The sequence below is a fragment of the Pseudomonas carassii genome (genome assembly GCF_036324045.1).
Lineage (GTDB): Bacteria > Pseudomonadota > Gammaproteobacteria > Pseudomonadales > Pseudomonadaceae > Aquipseudomonas > Aquipseudomonas peradeniyensis.
In genome coordinates this window covers 197,519-213,087 of the sequence record NZ_JAZDCT010000001.1, presented here as the reverse complement: position 1 = coordinate 213,087, position 15,569 = coordinate 197,519, and the positions used below count along the sequence as shown (strand labels likewise).

The 15,569-nt window shown below is 64.6% G+C and carries 15 protein-coding genes; 6 read left to right on the top strand and 9 right to left on the bottom strand.

Annotated features, from left to right (window positions below; genetic code table 11):
- The first annotated feature begins 14 nt into the window (after positions 1 to 14).
- A complete protein-coding gene (locus tag V0R62_RS00935) occupies positions 15 to 1,406 on the top strand; it encodes an aminotransferase-like domain-containing protein (RefSeq protein WP_330102349.1) in 1,392 nt (463 codons plus the stop codon).
- 3 nt (positions 1,407 to 1,409) lie between these two features.
- Here V0R62_RS00935 and V0R62_RS00930 read toward each other — a convergent pair whose 3' ends face one another.
- The 5 genes from V0R62_RS00930 to V0R62_RS00910 all read right to left on the bottom strand — a co-directional run bounded on the left by V0R62_RS00930 (position 1,410) and on the right by V0R62_RS00910 (position 7,166).
- Positions 1,410 to 1,970 carry a hypothetical protein gene (locus tag V0R62_RS00930; RefSeq protein WP_330102348.1) on the bottom strand — a complete coding sequence of 187 codons (561 nt, stop codon included), beginning with the start codon at positions 1,968 to 1,970 and terminating at the stop codon, positions 1,410 to 1,412.
- A gap of 252 nt (positions 1,971 to 2,222) precedes the next feature.
- Positions 2,223 to 3,602, bottom strand: coding sequence for a dihydrolipoyl dehydrogenase (gene lpdA / locus V0R62_RS00925; protein ID WP_330102347.1), 1,380 nt, complete (start codon positions 3,600 to 3,602; stop codon positions 2,223 to 2,225).
- Positions 3,603 to 3,604: 2 nt separating this feature from the next.
- Complete coding sequence (locus tag V0R62_RS00920) at positions 3,605 to 4,873, bottom strand: dihydrolipoamide acetyltransferase family protein (protein WP_330102346.1); 1,269 nt, start codon at positions 4,871 to 4,873, stop codon at positions 3,605 to 3,607.
- Positions 4,874 to 5,932 (bottom strand): alpha-ketoacid dehydrogenase subunit beta, encoded by a 1,059-nt coding sequence (locus tag V0R62_RS00915; protein ID WP_062574761.1) that lies wholly within the window; start codon positions 5,930 to 5,932, stop codon positions 4,874 to 4,876. It abuts the gene before it with no gap.
- A 1-nt stretch (position 5,933) separates the two neighbouring features.
- Positions 5,934 to 7,166 (bottom strand): 3-methyl-2-oxobutanoate dehydrogenase (2-methylpropanoyl-transferring) subunit alpha, encoded by a 1,233-nt coding sequence (locus tag V0R62_RS00910; RefSeq protein ID WP_186714871.1) that lies wholly within the window; start codon positions 7,164 to 7,166, stop codon positions 5,934 to 5,936.
- A 198-nt stretch (positions 7,167 to 7,364) separates the two neighbouring features.
- Here V0R62_RS00910 and bkdR point away from each other — a divergent pair, with 198 nt between their 5' ends.
- The 3 genes from bkdR to V0R62_RS00895 all read left to right on the top strand — a co-directional run bounded on the left by bkdR (position 7,365) and on the right by V0R62_RS00895 (position 11,024).
- Positions 7,365 to 7,853 (top strand): Bkd operon transcriptional regulator BkdR, encoded by a 489-nt coding sequence (gene bkdR, locus V0R62_RS00905; protein ID WP_028691050.1) that lies wholly within the window; start codon positions 7,365 to 7,367, stop codon positions 7,851 to 7,853.
- Positions 7,854 to 8,329: 476 nt separating this feature from the next.
- Complete coding sequence (locus V0R62_RS00900; RefSeq protein ID WP_330102415.1) at positions 8,330 to 9,571, top strand: glutamine synthetase family protein; 1,242 nt, start codon at positions 8,330 to 8,332, stop codon at positions 9,569 to 9,571.
- Positions 9,572 to 9,701: 130 nt separating this feature from the next.
- Complete coding sequence (locus tag V0R62_RS00895) at positions 9,702 to 11,024, top strand: MFS transporter (RefSeq protein ID WP_330102345.1); 1,323 nt, start codon at positions 9,702 to 9,704, stop codon at positions 11,022 to 11,024.
- A 56-nt stretch (positions 11,025 to 11,080) separates the two neighbouring features.
- Here V0R62_RS00895 and V0R62_RS00890 read toward each other — a convergent pair whose 3' ends face one another.
- The 4 genes from V0R62_RS00890 to flgA form a co-directional block, all read right to left on the bottom strand.
- Positions 11,081 to 11,824, bottom strand: coding sequence for a flagellar brake protein (locus V0R62_RS00890; RefSeq protein ID WP_330102344.1), 744 nt, complete (start codon positions 11,822 to 11,824; stop codon positions 11,081 to 11,083).
- A 90-nt stretch (positions 11,825 to 11,914) separates the two neighbouring features.
- Positions 11,915 to 12,382, bottom strand: a complete 468-nt coding sequence (locus tag V0R62_RS00885) for a flagella synthesis protein FlgN (protein ID WP_110738595.1) — start codon at positions 12,380 to 12,382, stop codon at positions 11,915 to 11,917.
- A gap of 47 nt (positions 12,383 to 12,429) precedes the next feature.
- A complete protein-coding gene (flgM, locus tag V0R62_RS00880) occupies positions 12,430 to 12,744 on the bottom strand; it encodes a flagellar biosynthesis anti-sigma factor FlgM (RefSeq protein WP_330102343.1) in 315 nt (104 codons plus the stop codon).
- A gap of 177 nt (positions 12,745 to 12,921) precedes the next feature.
- Positions 12,922 to 13,671 carry a flagellar basal body P-ring formation chaperone FlgA gene (flgA, locus tag V0R62_RS00875; RefSeq protein WP_330102342.1) on the bottom strand — a complete coding sequence of 250 codons (750 nt, stop codon included), beginning with the start codon at positions 13,669 to 13,671 and terminating at the stop codon, positions 12,922 to 12,924.
- A gap of 63 nt (positions 13,672 to 13,734) precedes the next feature.
- On the opposite strand from flgA, the gene V0R62_RS00870 reads away from it, so the two are divergent.
- Both V0R62_RS00870 and cheR read left to right on the top strand, forming a co-directional pair.
- Positions 13,735 to 14,664 (top strand): chemotaxis protein CheV, encoded by a 930-nt coding sequence (locus V0R62_RS00870; protein ID WP_050706714.1) that lies wholly within the window; start codon positions 13,735 to 13,737, stop codon positions 14,662 to 14,664.
- Between the two features lie 51 nt (positions 14,665 to 14,715).
- Entirely contained in the window at positions 14,716 to 15,543 is an 828-nt protein-coding gene (cheR, locus tag V0R62_RS00865) for a protein-glutamate O-methyltransferase CheR (protein ID WP_050706713.1), read from the top strand.
- Positions 15,544 to 15,569: the final 26 nt, after the last annotated feature.

The window sequence follows — 15,569 nt, the reverse complement described above, 5'->3', positions numbered from 1 at the left end:
CCGGTAGCCGTCTCATGTGGGTTCCACGGATCAGCGAAAGCAATCAGCCTGTCTACCTGTCCATTGCCGATGCGTTGGCGCATGACATCGCCAGCGGCGCGCTGCGGCGTGGCGAGCGCTTACCGACGCTGCGCGAACTGGCGCAGGCGCTGGATGTCACGCCAGGCACCATCAGCCGCGCCTACACCGAGGCGTCGCGGCGCGGTCTGACCCAGGGCGAGGTGGGGCGTGGCACCTACGTCCTCGACCGGATCGCCGACACCGGCGAGTCCCTTGTCGTTACCCGTTCGGCGCCCGCTGCCCGCGGCGAAGCGCTCGACCTGTCGATCATCAAGCCCTACGGCGAAACCCTGCAGTACTGGTTGCGCAACGCGTTGACCGAACTGGCCAATACCACGCGGCTGGAGCAGGTGCTGGACTATGCCCCCGACGGCGGCCATCCGGCGCATCGCGAGGCGGGCGCGCAATGGTTGCGCCAGTGGCTGCCGGGCGCGCAGTGGCAACAGGTGGTCATCACCAGCGGCGCCCAGCACGGGCTGATGGTGGCGATCAGCGCCCTGACCGGGGCGGGCGACCTGGTGCTGTGCGAGTCGCTGTGCTATCCGGGCATCATTTCCGTGGCCCATGGCCTGGGCCGCCGCCTGCGGGGCGTGCCGATGGACGAGCAGGGCATCATTCCCGAGGCCTTGCGCGAGATCTGCCAGCGCGAGCGGCCCACGATGCTGGTGTGCGTGGCGACCTGCCAGAACCCGACCACGGCAATCATGTCCAACGAGCGCCGTGCCCAGATCGCGGCGCTGGCGGAGGAGTTCGACTTCCTGCTGCTGGACGATGACATCTACGGCTTCCTCGCCACCGACCCACAGACCCGGCCGCTGGCGACTTTTGCCCCGGAGCGTTCGATCTACCTCACCAGCCTGTCCAAGTCGGTCATGCCGGCGCTGCGCATCGGCTACCTGTACAGCCCGCCGAAATTGCTGTCGCGCCTGACCGCCATGGTGCGCAGCACGGTGTGGATGCCTTCGCCGTTGACCGCGCAACTGGCCAGCCATGTGATCGGCGAAGGGTTGGACAGCCAACTGATTCGAATGCACCGGGCCGAGGCAGCAGCGCGCCAGGCCATCGCCCGCGAAGTCTTCACCGAGGCATCGCTGCAAAGCCAACCGCACAGCTATCACCTCTGGCTCAACCTGCCCGAGCCATGGCGCAGCGACGAGTTTGCCCTGCTGGCGCGGGCCAATGGCGTGGTGGTGATGAGCGCCAGTCAGTTCCAGGTGGAGCGCACGGGCGATCCGCGTGGCGTGCGGGTCGTGCTGATGTCGCCGACCAGCCGGGAGGAGCTGCGCTTCGCCCTGACCCAATTGGCCAGCCTGCTCGAGTCAGGGGATCCGAAGCGCTTCTACTGAGTGTCAGAGCTTGGCGGTGTAACGTTTTTCGATGTCCCGGACATCCGCCGGGTTCAGGTCGCCAAGTGCCTGGCTGGCGGCCTGCTCGCTCTGTGCCTGTTGCACGAGCCTGGCCTGGGTCTTCATCTCGGCCTCCTCCTGCAGACGTTGGGCGATCTGTTGGTCGATCATCATTTTCCGTTCGGGCGGCAGTGCGTCGTACTCCTCCTCGGTCAGGCCAAGCTCGGCAAGCAGCTTTTCCCTGATCTTCTCCGCCGGTGACTTGCTCATGTAGTCGCGGAACTCCTGCAAGGCGCCGGATGCTTCCTGCTTGCCCACGCTGGTCTGCCCATGCTTCGCCGTGTCGGGGTTCTGCAGCATGACCATGAGCTTGGAGAAAGCTTCCTTGCGGTTGTCCTCGGCGTGTTGTTGCGAGGTGCTGCCCTGGCTGTTCTGCTGCGCCGAAGCTTTGCCGCTGGCCGAGACCAGCTGGAACGGGAACGGCTGCGCCGCAGACGGATCATTACCGCTGCGCTGCTGTTGTTGCACGGCCTGCCAACCCAGGCCGTTCGCTGTGATAAGCATGTTTCCTCCATGAATGGATCTTGAGAGCGCGACGAAAGGGGCAAAAGCTGTGCCAGCAATGCATAGGGGTAAAACAGGCTGTCAGGACTGTTTCGACTGTCTGTCGCCCGGAAGGGACTTGCCCGGCAAGGGAAGAGAATTGCCGCTTGCGGCAAACACGCTGCAAGTGACGGCGCTGTCGCCGAATGAAAAAAGACCCGCGGCGCCAGGGGCGCAGCGGGTCAAATCGGCGATTGCCGCTTCAGTGTCAGGTCAGATGTGCAGGGCGTGGCCCAGGGCGCGCAGCGCCGCTTCCTGCACCGCCTCACCCAGGGTCGGGTGGGCGTGGATGGTGCCGGCGATGTCTTCCAGGCGAGCGCCCATCTCCAGCGACTGGGCGAAGGCGGTGGACAGTTCCGACACCGCCACGCCCACGGCCTGCCAGCCGAGGATCAGGTGGTTGTCGCGGCGGGCCACCACGCGCACGAAGCCGGTCTTCGATTCCAGGCTCATGGCCCGACCGTTGGCGGCGAAGGGGAACTGCGCGACGATGCAGTCAACGCCCTGCTGGCCGGCCTGCTCCGGGGTCTGCCCGACCACCACCACTTCCGGGTCGGTGAAGCACACCGCGGCGATCGCGCTCGGTTCGAAGCGTCGGCTCTTGCCGGCGATGATCTCGGCGACCATCTCGCCCTGGGCCATGGCCCGGTGCGCCAGCATCGGCTCGCCGGCCACGTCGCCGATGGCCCAGACGTTGCGCATGCTGGTCTGGCAGCGCTCGTCGATGGCGATGGCCGCGCCGTTCATCTTCAGGTCCAGGCTTTCCAGGCCGAAGCCTTGGGTGCGTGGGCGGCGACCCACGGCCACCAGCACCTGGTCAGCCTCCAGGCGCAGTTGCCCACCCTGGCCGTCGCTGGCCAGCAGGCAGCCGTCGGCATAGCCTTCGACGCTGTGACCCAGATACAGGGCGATGCCGAGTTTCTTGATCGAGTCGGCCACCGGCGCGGTGAGTTCGGCGTCGTAGGTCGGCAGGATGCGTTCGCGGGCTTCCACCACGCTGACCTTGGCGCCGAGCTTGCGGTAGGCGATACCCAGTTCCAGGCCGATGTAGCCGCCACCAACCACCACCAGGTGCTGGGGCAGCGCCTTGGGCGCCAAGGCCTCGGTGGACGAGATGATCGGCCCGCCGATCGGCAGCATCGGCAGTTCGACGCTGTTCGACCCGGTGGCCAGCAGCAGGTGCTCGCACTGGATGCGCTGGCCGTCGACCTCGACGCTCTTGCCGTCGAGGATCTTCGCCCAGCCATGGATCACCTTCACACCGTGCTTTTTCAGCAGGGCGGCGACACCGCTGGTGAGGCGGTCGACGATGCCGTCCTTCCACTCGACGCTGCGGGTGATGTCCAGGCGCGGCGAGGCCACGCTGATGCCCAGTGGCGAAGGCTCGGTGTAGCGGCTGGCCTGGTGGAACTGTTCGGCCACATGGATCAGCGCCTTCGAGGGAATGCAGCCGATGTTCAGGCAGGTGCCGCCCAGGGCCTGGCCTTCGACCAGCACGGTGGGGATGCCCAGTTGCCCGGCGCGGATGGCGGCCACGTAGCCGCCGGGGCCGCCGCCGATGATCAGCAGGGTGGTGTTGATGAGCTCTTGCATGATCACTCCACGAACAGGCAGGCGGGCTGTTCCAGCAGGCCGCGCACGGCCTGGATGAACAGGGCGGCATCCATGCCGTCGACCACGCGGTGGTCGAACGAACTGGACAGGTTCATCATCTTGCGCACGACGATCTGGCCGTCGATCACCACCGGCCGTTCGACCATGCGGTTGACGCCGACGATCGCCACTTCCGGGGTGTTGACCACCGGGGTGCTGACGATGCCGCCCAGGGCGCCGAGGCTGGTCAGGGTGATGGTCGAGCCGGACAGTTCTTCGCGAGTGGCCTTGTTGTTGCGCGCGGCGTGGGCCACGCGGGCGATCTCGCCGGCGTTGCTCCACAGGTTGCCGGCCTCGGCGTGGCGCAGTACCGGCACCATCAGGCCGTTGTCGCCCTGGGTGGCGATGCCGACGTGCACCGCGCCGTGACGGGTGATGACCTGGGCTTCGTCGTCGTAGGTGGCGTTGATCTGCGGGAAGTCGCGCAGGGCGACGACCATGGCGCGCACCAGGAACGGCAGCAGGGTCAGCTTGCCACGGCTGTCGCCGTACTTGGCGTTGAGCTGCTGGCGCAAGGCTTCCAGGTTGGTGACGTCGATTTCCTCGACGTAGCTGAAGTGGGCGACGCGACGCTTGGCGTCCTGCATGCGCTGGGCGATCTTGCGGCGCAGGCCGATCACCGGTACCTGCTCGCTGTCGGTGCGCTTGCCGTAGCCGCCCGGTGCCTGGCCGGCGCTGGTCTGCGGCTTGCTGATGAAGGCGTCGAGGTCTTCATGCAGGATGCGCCCGGCCGGGCCGCTGCCATGCACGTAGCGCAGCTCGATTCCGGCGTCCAGGGCGCGCTTGCGCACGGCCGGGGAAGCCAGTGGCTTGTCGTGGGCTTCACGCGGCACGATAGGCGCGGCGGCATGGGCTGCGGCAGCCTGGGGTTGTGCCTCGATGCGTGGCTCGGGCTCGACCACGGCCTTGACCGGCGCGGCTTCCGGCTCAACCGGCTTGGCCTGTGGCGTGTCGACATGGTTGCCGCTGCCTTCGACCTCGATGCGGATCAGCTCGCTGCCGACCGCCATCACTTCGCCCGGCTGGCCGCCCAGGGCCAGCACCTTGCCGCTGACCGGCGAGGGGATTTCCACGGTGGCCTTGTCAGTCATGACATCGGCCACCACCTGGTCCTCGGCGATCATGTCGCCGACCTTGACGAACCATTCCACCAACTCGACTTGCGCGATGCCTTCACCGATGTCCGGCATCTTGATGACGTGCGTGCCCATTCAGACCTCCATGACCCGTTTCAGTGCCGCGCCTACCCGCGAAGGGCCGGGGAAGTAGGCCCATTCCTGTGCGTGGGGGTAGGGGGTATCCCAGCCGGTGACGCGCTCGATGGGCGCCTCGAGGTGATGGAAGCAGTGCTCCTGGACCAGCGACACCAGTTCGGCGCCGAAGCCGCAGGTGCGGGTGGCCTCGTGCACGACCACGCAGCGGCCGGTCTTCTTCACCGACGCGACGATGGTTTCCAGGTCCAACGGCCACAGGCTGCGCAGGTCGATGACCTCGGCGTCGACGCCGCTTTCCTCGGCGGCCACCTGCGAGACATACACGGTGGTGCCGTAGGTCAGCACGGTGACGTCGTTGCCCGGACGGGTGATCGCCGCCTTGTCCAGCGGCACCGTGTAGTAGCCATCCGGCACGGCACTGTGCGGGTGCTTGGACCACGGGGTTACCGGACGGTCGTGGTGGCCGTCGAACGGGCCGTTGTACAGGCGCTTGGGCTCGAGGAAGATCACCGGGTCGTCGCATTCGATCGAGGCGATCAGCAGGCCCTTGGCGTCGTACGGGTTGGACGGCATGACGGTGCGCAGGCCGCAAACCTGGGTGAACATCGCCTCGGGGCTCTGGCTGTGGGTCTGGCCGCCGTAGATGCCGCCACCGCAGGGCATGCGCAGGGTCAGCGGCGAGATGAATTCGCCGGCCGAGCGATAGCGCAGGCGGGCCATCTCCGAGACGATCTGGTCGGAGGCGGGGTAGAAGTAGTCGGCGAACTGGATCTCGACCACCGGACGCAGGCCGTAGGCGCCCATGCCCACGGCGGTGCCGACGATGCCGCTCTCGGAGATCGGAGCGTCGAACACGCGGGACTTGCCGTACTTGGTCTGCAGACCTTCGGTGCAGCGGAACACGCCGCCGAAGTAGCCAACGTCCTGGCCATAGACCACCACGTTGTCATCGCGCTCAAGCATGACATCCATGGCCGAGCGCAGGGCCTGGATCATGGTCATGGTGGTGGTGGACATGGCGTTTTCCAGATGGATGCTGTTGTTGTGATCGTTCATCTCAGACCCCCAGTTCCTGGCGCTGACGGCGCAGGTGGTCGGGCATTTCCTTGTACACGTCCTCGAACATCGAGGCGGCGCTGGGGATATGGCCATTGCTCAGGGTGCCGAACTGCTCGGCGTCCTTCTGTGCCTTGATCACCTCGGCCTCGAGCTCGGCGGTGACCGCCTGGTGCTCTTCCTCGGACCAGTGGCCGAGCTTGATCAGGTGCTGCTTGAGGCGGGCGATCGGATCGCCCAGCGGGAAGTGGCTCCAGTCGTCGGCCGGGCGGTACTTGGACGGGTCGTCCGAGGTCGAGTGCGGGCCGGCGCGGTAGGTGACCCACTCGATCAGCGTCGGGCCCAGGCCGCGGCGGGCGCGTTCGGCGGCCCAGCGCGAGGCGGCGTAGACAGCGATGAAATCGTTGCCGTCGACCCGCAGCGAGGCGATGCCGCAACCCACGCCACGACCGGCGAAGGTGGTCGACTCGCCACCGGCGATGGCCTGGAAGGTCGAGATCGCCCACTGGTTGTTGACCACGTTGAGGATCACCGGGGCGCGGTAGACGTGGGCGAAGGTCAGGGCGGTGTGGAAGTCGGACTCGGCGGTGGCGCCGTCGCCGATCCATGCCGAGGCGATCTTGGTATCGCCCTTGATCGCCGAGGCCATGGCCCAGCCGACCGCCTGGACGAACTGGGTGGCCAGGTTGCCGCTGATGGTGAAGAAGCCGGCTTCGCGCACCGAGTACATGATCGGCAGCTGGCGGCCCTTGAGCGGGTCACGGGTGTTGGACAGCAGCTGGCAGATCATGTCCACCAGCGACACCTCGCGGGCCATCAGGATGCTCTGCTGGCGGTAGGTGGGGAAGCACATGTCGGTGCGGTTCAGGGCCAGGGCCTGGCCGCTGCCGATGGCTTCCTCGCCCAGGCTCTGCATGTAGAAGGACATCTTCTTCTGGCGCTGGGCGACCACCATGCGGCTGTCGAAGATGCGCGTCTTGAGCATGGCGTGCATGCCCTGGCGCAGCACCTGCGGCTCGATGCCCTCGGCCCAGGGGCCGACGGCGTCGCCGTGCTCGTTGAGCACGCGCACGAGGCTGTAGGAGAGGTCCGCCGTGTCGGCAGGCTCCACATCGATAGGGGGTTTACGGACTTGACCGGCGTCGTTCAGGCGCAGGTAGGAGAAATCGGTCTGGCAGCCTGGCCGGCCTGTAGGCTCGGGCACATGCAGACGCAGGGGGGCGTACTCGTTCATGCTTTTTACGCTCGCTCGAATGTTGTTTTTGTGAGCTTTGAAGCGGCCGCTGCTGACTGCCTGCTTGTGACTGGCAGGTCAGCGTCTTTTTACATCATAGGGGGACGGCAGGAGAATTTTTCTCTCAAGTTCATTGCCTTTGTCCGGCGACGCAGATAAACATTCCGTACAAACACAAAAACCAGGTCAATTTCTCTCATGCGTAAACTGGATCGAACGGATATCGGCATCCTCAACAGCCTGCAGGAAAACGCCCGGATCACCAACGCGGAGCTTGCGCGCTCGGTCAACCTGTCGCCCACGCCGTGCTTCAACCGGGTCAAGGCCATGGAGGAGCTGGGGGTGATCCGCCAGCAGGTCACGCTGCTGTCGCCCGAGGCGCTGGGGCTGGATGTGAATGTGTTCATCCACGTCAGCCTGGAGAAGCAGGTGGAGCAGTCGTTGCACCGCTTCGAGGAGGAGATCGCCGAGCGTCCGGAGGTCATGGAGTGCTACCTGATGACCGGGGATCCGGATTACCTGCTGCGGGTGCTGCTGCCGAGTATCCAGGCGCTGGAGCGCTTCCTCGATTACCTCACGCGCTTGCCCGGGGTGGCGAACATTCGCTCAAGCTTTGCCTTGAAGCAGGTGCGCTACAAGACCGCGCTGCCGTTGCCGGCCAATGGCATGACACTGCGTGAGCAGTAACCTGGGCTGGCCCTTTCGCGGGTAAACCCCCACAGGTACTACGCCAACCTGTAGGAGCGGCCTTGTGTCGCGAAAGGGCCGCAAAGCGGCCCCGGCGATCTTTGCAACAACGCTGAAATCCCGGGGCTGCTTCGCAGCCCTTTCGCGACACAAGGCCGCTCCTACAGAGATCACGCCAGATTCTAAAAATTGAGCAAGACAGTTGTTCCCACAGGTTCACCTTTGCCCTGAAGGCTGGCCTGGTTCCTGTGGGAGCGGGTTACCCGCGAAGAAGGCTCCACGGTCCCTGGGGTGCTTGATATTTTAAACACCCTCGGCCTATGTTGTGATCGTTGCCATTCCCGGCATGCGAACACAACAAGAAGGACAGCGTCATGACGACCGAAGGTCCGCGCAACCAGGCAGCGTTTCTGAAGGGCATCGATGAAATCGAGTGCGTCACCCCCGACCTCAACGGCGTGCCCCGCGGCAAGGTGATGACCGCCGAGGGCTTCCTCGAGGGTCGCCGTCTGCAGATGGCCCGCGGGGTCCTGCTGCAGTGCATCATGGGCGGCTACCCGGCGGCGAAGTACTACGGCAGCGACGACGGCGACCTGGCGCTGGTGGCCGAGCCCTCACAGATCCACCGCCTGCCCTGGAGCGACGAGCCTCGGGCACTGGCGATCTGCGACGCGGTAGAGCTCGACGGCACGCCCTCGGGGTTGTCCAGCCGTGGGCAACTCAAGGCGGTGATCGCCCGCTATGCCGAGCGCGGGCTGGCGCCGGTGGTGGCGACGGAGCTGGAATTCTTCGTGTTTGCCGCCAACAGCGACCCGACCCAGCCGTTCCAACCGCCAGTGGGCAAGGACGGGCGTCGGGAAATGGGCCATTCGGCCTTCAGTGTCAGCTCCAACAACGGCCTGCGCCCGTTCTTCAACGAGGTGTACCGCTGCATGGCGGCGCTGGGCCTGCCTCGCGACACCTTCATGCACGAGATGGGCGTTAGCCAGTTCGAGATCAACCTGCTGCACGGTGATCCGTTGCTGCTGGCCGACCAGACCTTCCTGTTCAAGCACCTGCTCAAGGAGGTCGCGCTCAAGCATGGCTTGACCGTTGTGTGCATGGCCAAGCCGCTGGCGCACACGCCCGGTAGCTCGATGCATATCCACCAGAGCCTGGTCGACAGCGCCAGCGGGCGCAACGTGTTCAGCGACGAACAGGGCAGGGCGACCGACACCTTCCACCATTTCATCGGTGGGCTGCAGGCCTGCCTGGCCGACTTCACCGTGCTGTTCGCGCCGAACGTCAATTCCTACCAGCGGCTGTGCCACCCCTATGCGTCGCCAAACAACGCCTGCTGGTCCGAGGACAATCGCGCCGCGGGCCTGCGCATCCCGGCCAGCTCGCCTGCGGCACGGCGGGTGGAGAACCGCCTGCCGGGCGCCGACGCCAACCCCTACCTGGCACTCGCCGCGAGCCTCGCCGCCGGCCTGCATGGCATCGAGCGGCAGATCGCGCCGACGCCGGCGATCCAGGGCGAGTTTGAAGTCCCCGAGCACCTGAGCCTGCCTTGCACCCTGCACGCCGCGCTGGAGCGCCTCAAGCGCAGCAACCTGGCGCGGGAACTGTTCGGCAGGGAGTTCATCGAAGGCTACATCGCCACCAAGACCCTGGAGCTGAGCGATTTCTTCGATGAGATCACGCCCTGGGAGCGCCGCGTGCTGGCCGCGCAAGCCTGAGCGCGACACGACCGCTACTGGATGCGCCTCCGGCGGCCGATTTCGCTGTCGGGGGCCTGCGCCGCGGTGGATTTGCTTTTATGCTTGGCGGCAACCCCGCGCCACCAGATCAAGGAGCTTGACGGGACGTATGCGAAATATCTGGAAGCCGTTTCAGTCGTTGTACTTCGCCGCCCTGATGATGCTGATCGGTTCGGGCCTGCTCAGTACCTACCTGGCCCTGCGCCTGGCCGCCGACCATGTCGACAGCCTGTGGATCGGCGCGCTGATGGCGGCCAACTACTTCGGCCTGGCGGTGGGCGGCAAGGTCGGGCACCGGCTGATCGGCCGGGTCGGGCATATTCGCGCCTATGCAACCTGTGCCGGCATCGTCGGCGCGGCGGTGCTCGGGCACGGGCTGACCAGCTGGCTGCCGGCCTGGGTCGGGCTGCGCATGATCGTCGGCCTGGGGATGATGTGCCAGTACATGGTCATCGAGAGCTGGCTCAACGAGCAGGCCGATGCCAAGCATCGCGGCGCGGTGTTCAGCGGCTACATGATCGCCTCGTATCTTGGGCTGGTGCTGGGTCAGTTGATCCTGGTGGTGCATCCGCAATTGGGGCCTGAATTGCTGATGCTGGTGGCGATGTGCTTTGCCCTGTGCCTGGTGCCGGTGGCCATGACCCGGCGCATCCACCCCGCGCCGTTGCGGCCGGCGCCGATGGAGCCGAAGTTCTTCATCAAGCGCGTGCCGCAGTCGTTGTCCACGGTGCTCGGCTCGGGCCTTATCGTCGGTTCGTTCTATGGCTTGGCGCCGCTGTATGCATCCAGCCAGGGGCTGTCCACCGAACAGATTGGCCTGTTCATGGGCAGCTGCATTTTTGCCGGTCTCTTGGTGCAGTGGCCGCTGGGCTGGTTGTCCGACCGCTATGATCGCGCCGTGCTGATCCGTGGCGTGGCGATCGGCCTGGCCCTGGCCTCGGCGCCGCTGGCGATCCTGCCGGGCGTGCCGTTGGCGCTGTTGTTCGGCATCGGCTTCGTCATATCGCTGCTGCAGTTCTGCCTGTATCCGCTGGCGGTGGCGTTCTCCAACGACCATGTGGAAAGCGAGCGGCGGGTTTCGCTGACGGCGATGCTGCTGGTCACCTATGGCGTGGGCGCCTGCATCGGGCCGTTGGCGGCCGGGGTGTTGATGAAGTTGCTGGGCGCGCAGATGCTGTATGCCTTCTTCGTGTTCTTCGCCCTGGTGCTGGTCTGGCGTATCCGGCCCAAGGCGGTCACCGGGCTGCACCAGGTCCAGGATGCGCCGCTGGGGCACGTGGCCATGCCGGCGGCGGGCTCGCCCTTGTCGGCGGCCCTTGACCCTCGGGTGGACGAGCAGACCGTGCAGGACGTGATGCAGGCGCCGGTGGCGGCGGAGGATACCGAAGAGGATGTTGGCGCGGAGCGGGAGGGCGAGGTGAGCAAATCCTAGTGCCTTGAATAAAAAACGCCACCCATGGGGTGGCGTTTTTCATGTCCTGGCGACGCTCAATAGTCGTCTTTGTCGAACCGCCGCGCCTCGCGTTGCAGCTGGTAGACGAAACTCTCGATCTTGCGCTGTGCCTGGCCATTGAGGTTATGGAAGCGCACCCCGGCGAAGGTGGTGTTGATGCGTTCCTCGAAGTGCAGGTGGCGCAGTTCGACCAGGGTGTCGGTCAGCCCCAGTGGGTTGCCGGCCTTGAAGCGCTCGTAGACCTGGCCCAGTTGCAGGCGGTCCTCGACGTTGCCGTCGAAACGCAGCTTGCAGCCGGTGGCGGAGATGTCCAGCAGTTTGCCGCGCAGGGCGCCGTTGCCCTTGAGGTGGGCGCCGTCGAGGGTGATGTCGACCAGTTGCGACAGCTTCAGCGCGGCGCGAAAGGCGTTGCGGCGCTGGTGATAGGTCACTTCCTCGGGCAGCGGGCCGCGGTAGCAGCGGTGGCCGTCGATCTCGGTGATGGTCAGCGGTGTACTGGACTCCCAGGCGATGCGCACGCCGTCATGGAAGCCTTCGACACGGAACGCTTCGCCGTTCTCGATGTATTTTTCACCGTCGCGGGGGATCATTTCATCCAGTGCCAGGACGCCGTTGTCCCGGTCGACATGCACCACATAGCTCTGGAACCGCTGGCTGCGCTCGTGGAAGCTGATGATCAGCGGGTCGTGGCTATCCAGCAACTGGCGCAAGTTGGCCGTGATCTCCAAAGGGGTGGTCAGCACCTTTGGTGGCTGGGGAGCATCGGATTCATTGAACACGGGTTATCAATCTCCAGGCAAAACGGCACACGCAAGTTACGGCATTTTGCCAGTATGCTCCGTGTCTTGATACAAATAAGATAGAACTAATCACACTTGGCTGATTGCGCGGGGCTTGGCCATTGGCGAGGTGCCGCCACGGCTGTCGTAGAGCGACGGAGAATCGCCGCCCTGAAGGATTCTGATCTGGTTCGCCGTGGTCTGCTGCTGCACCTGGATGATCCGACCATTGGTCTCGTTGACCTGCCGGCAGGCATCCATCAGCTCGCCCAGCGCATCGAGCCGGCTCATGATGGCCTCGCCATTGCTCGACTGTGCGGCCAGCGCCTGGGCCCCCTCGCGGTCGGCGCTCAGGCCGAGTTCGAGGAGCAGCTGGCTGCGCCGCTTGCCCTGCTGTTCAAGCAAGATGATCAACGACTGTTTACGGGCCAGGATTTGCTCCAGGGCCATCATGTCCCGGCCGTGCAGGGCTATCGCTTCGTTCTGTAGAAGCTCGAGCAGTTCCTGCGTCGGCGCGATGTCGTTTTCAATCAGTTGCAGCAGGGTAGTGTCGTGCATGGCTAACTCTTGGCGTGTTGCGTCCTTGAAGTCAGCGCGCCTGAAGGTCAGCGCTGGGCTTCGAAATCAAGCAGTTTGCTGGCGACCCGGTCGGCATCGACCTTGTAGCTGCCATCTGCGATGGCCTGTTTCAACTCGGCCACGCGGGCGCTGTTGACGGTCGGCTGATCGCGCAGCTTGTCGCTGATCTTCTGCAATTGCTGGGCCTCTGGGCTCAGGTGTACCGCTTCTCCGCTGGCATTGGCGCGCTTTGGCGCTTCACTGGCTTCGCCGGTTTTTTCGGCGTTGCCTGGCGCGGCATTGCCGCGAACGCCGCCCGTGACGGACGGAGAGTTGTTGAGACGACTGAAGTCGATGACCATGTTCAGAACCCCTGGGAATTAGGACGCATGCCTGGTTTTCGGCCAGCCTGAGCAAAACTTTAGGTGTGAATGCATCAGGGCCTCTCAGCACAGGTGCGCAACCCGATCTGTGACACAGTTTAGGGGGCGCGGTTCCACATCGCCAGCGTTCTGTCATTATCCCGACACGGGGTGTTTCTACATGGCCACTTCGACCTGGCCCGGGCCTGTGACCCGCGCCTTGACCACGCGCTTGGAATTCAGGTTGCGCACGCGGATCTGTGTCTGCAGGCCGCCCTTGTCCAGCGCCTCGCCCGGCATGCGCACGCTCAGGCTGCCGCTGCGGGCGATGATCACCACATGGTCACCCTTGCGCACCACTTCGGCCTGTTCCAGGTGCTGTTGGGTCAGTACCTGGTCGAGCACGGTGGGGCGCAGCAGTTTCATGCCCACGGCTTGGTCGAGCTGGGTCAGGTAGCCCGGGCCGAGGCTGCCGACATCGCGTTCGCGCATGGCCACATCGCCTTCGCCCACCACGCTTTCGCGCTTGAGCGGGCGAGTCATGACCACCACGTCGCGCAGCAGGCGCACCTGGGCCGGGACGAACACCGTCCAGGGCGCGGCGCCGTCGCAGCGTACCCGTACCGTGACCCGCCCGAGCGGCGTCGAACTCTCCAGCGAGGCGTCCAGCTGCTGGCTGCACTGGGGCATGCGCAGGCGCGGGTCCAGGGTATTGACCTGGATTTCGTAGCGGCCCGGGGTCTGGGTGGTCGCCAGATAATCCTCTACGGTGAATTCAAGAAACCCTTGAGTGACACCGATAAGCTGTTCAGGCAAGGTAAAAGAGTCCGCCAGCGTACGAATGCCGGGTGCCAGCAGGCACAGGGCGGCCAGTGAGCCGGTCAACAGGCGCGTCAGTCGTCGGAAATTTGTCGTTTTCGTGTACATGGCGTTCAAAAAAGCAAAGCCCGTGCCGATTTGGTACATAGGCAATCGTTGAAGGAGTCTGGCATGGCTGGAGTGATGGATTCGGTCAACCAGCGCACGCAACTGGTGGGGCAGAATCGCCTGGAGCTGCTGTTGTTTCGCCTCAATGGCGATCAGCTCTATGGCATCAATGTGTTCAAGGTACGGGAGGTGCTGCAGTGCCCGGACCTGACGCTGCTGCCCAGGTCTCATCCGGTGGTGCGCGGCGTGGCCAACATTCGGGGAGCGACCATCCCGATCCTGGACCTGTCGATGGCCACCGGCCTTCCGCAGCTGAAGGAAGAAACGCGCAATAGTTTCGTGATTATCACCGAGTACAACACCAAGACCCAGGGCTTCCTGGTGCACTCGGTCGAGCGCATCGTCAACATGAACTGGGAAGAGATCCATCCGCCACCCAAGGGTACCGGACGCGATCACTACCTGACCGCCGTGACCCGGGTCGACAATCGCATGGTCGAAATCATCGATGTGGAGAAGGTGCTGGCCGAGGTAGCGCCGTCGTCCGAGTCGGTGTCCGATGGCGTGATCGATGCCGAGGTGCAGGACAAGGCGGTGATGCTGCGGGTGCTGACGGTCGATGATTCGTCGGTGGCGCGCAAGCAGGTCAGCCGTTGCCTGCAGACCGTGGGTGTCGAGGTGGTGGCGCTCAACGACGGCCGTCAGGCCCTGGACTACCTGCGCAAGCTGGTGGACGAGGGCAAGCGTCCTGAGGAAGAGTTCCTCATGATGATCTCGGATATTGAAATGCCGGAAATGGACGGCTATACCCTCACGGCGGAGATCCGCAGCGATCCACGCATGCAAAAGCTGCACATCTGCCTGCATACTTCGCTGTCCGGGGTATTCAATCAGGCGATGGTCAAGAAGGTCGGTGCCGATGACTTCCTGGCCAAGTTCAGGCCGGATGACCTCGCCCAGCGCGTGGTCGATCGGATCAAGGCGAGTCATTGAAACGGCCGGGGCTCGTCCCCGGCGCTAGCGATTTAAGAAGAGGCGGCAGCATTGTCTACGGGTAATTTGGATTTCGAACAGTTCCGGGTATTCCTGGAGAAAGCCTGTGGCATCCTGCTGGGCGAGAATAAGCAGTACCTGGTCTCCAGCCGTCTCAACAAGCTGATGGAGCAACAGGGCATCAAGTCGCTGGGCGAACTGGTGCAGCGCATCCAGACTCAGCCACGCAGTGGCTTGCGCGAGCAGGTGGTCGATGCCATGACCACCAACGAGACGCTGTGGTTCCGCGACACGTACCCGTTCGAGGTACTCAAGAGCAAGGTGATCCCGGAGTTCATCAAGAACAACCCTGGCCAACGCCTGCGCATCTGGTCGGCGGCCTGTTCGTCGGGGCAGGAGCCGTATTCGATCTCGATGTCGATCGACGAGTTCGAGCGCACCAACCTCGGCCAGTTGAAGATGGGCGCGCAGATTGTCGCCACCGACCTGTCCGGCGCCATGCTCAACAACTGCAAGACCGGCGAGTACGACAGCCTGGCCATCGCCCGTGGCTTGTCGCAGGAGCGCCTGCAGCGCTACTTCGACCCCAAGGGTCCGGGGCGCTGGGCGATCAAGTCGCCGATCCGCAGTCGCGTCGAGTTCCGTTCGTACAACCTGCTCGACAGCTATGCGCCGCTGGGCAAGTTCGACATCGTGTTCTGCCGCAATGTGCTGATCTACTTCTCGGCCCAGGTCAAGAAGGACATCCTCATGCGCATTCACGGCACCCTCAAGCCCGGTGGCTACCTGTTCCTCGGCGCGTCCGAGGCGCTCAACGGCCTGCCGGACCACTACCAGATGGTCCAGTGCAGCCCGGGGATCATCTACCAGGCCAAGTAAAGCTGGGCAAAAAAAGGCCGGTATCC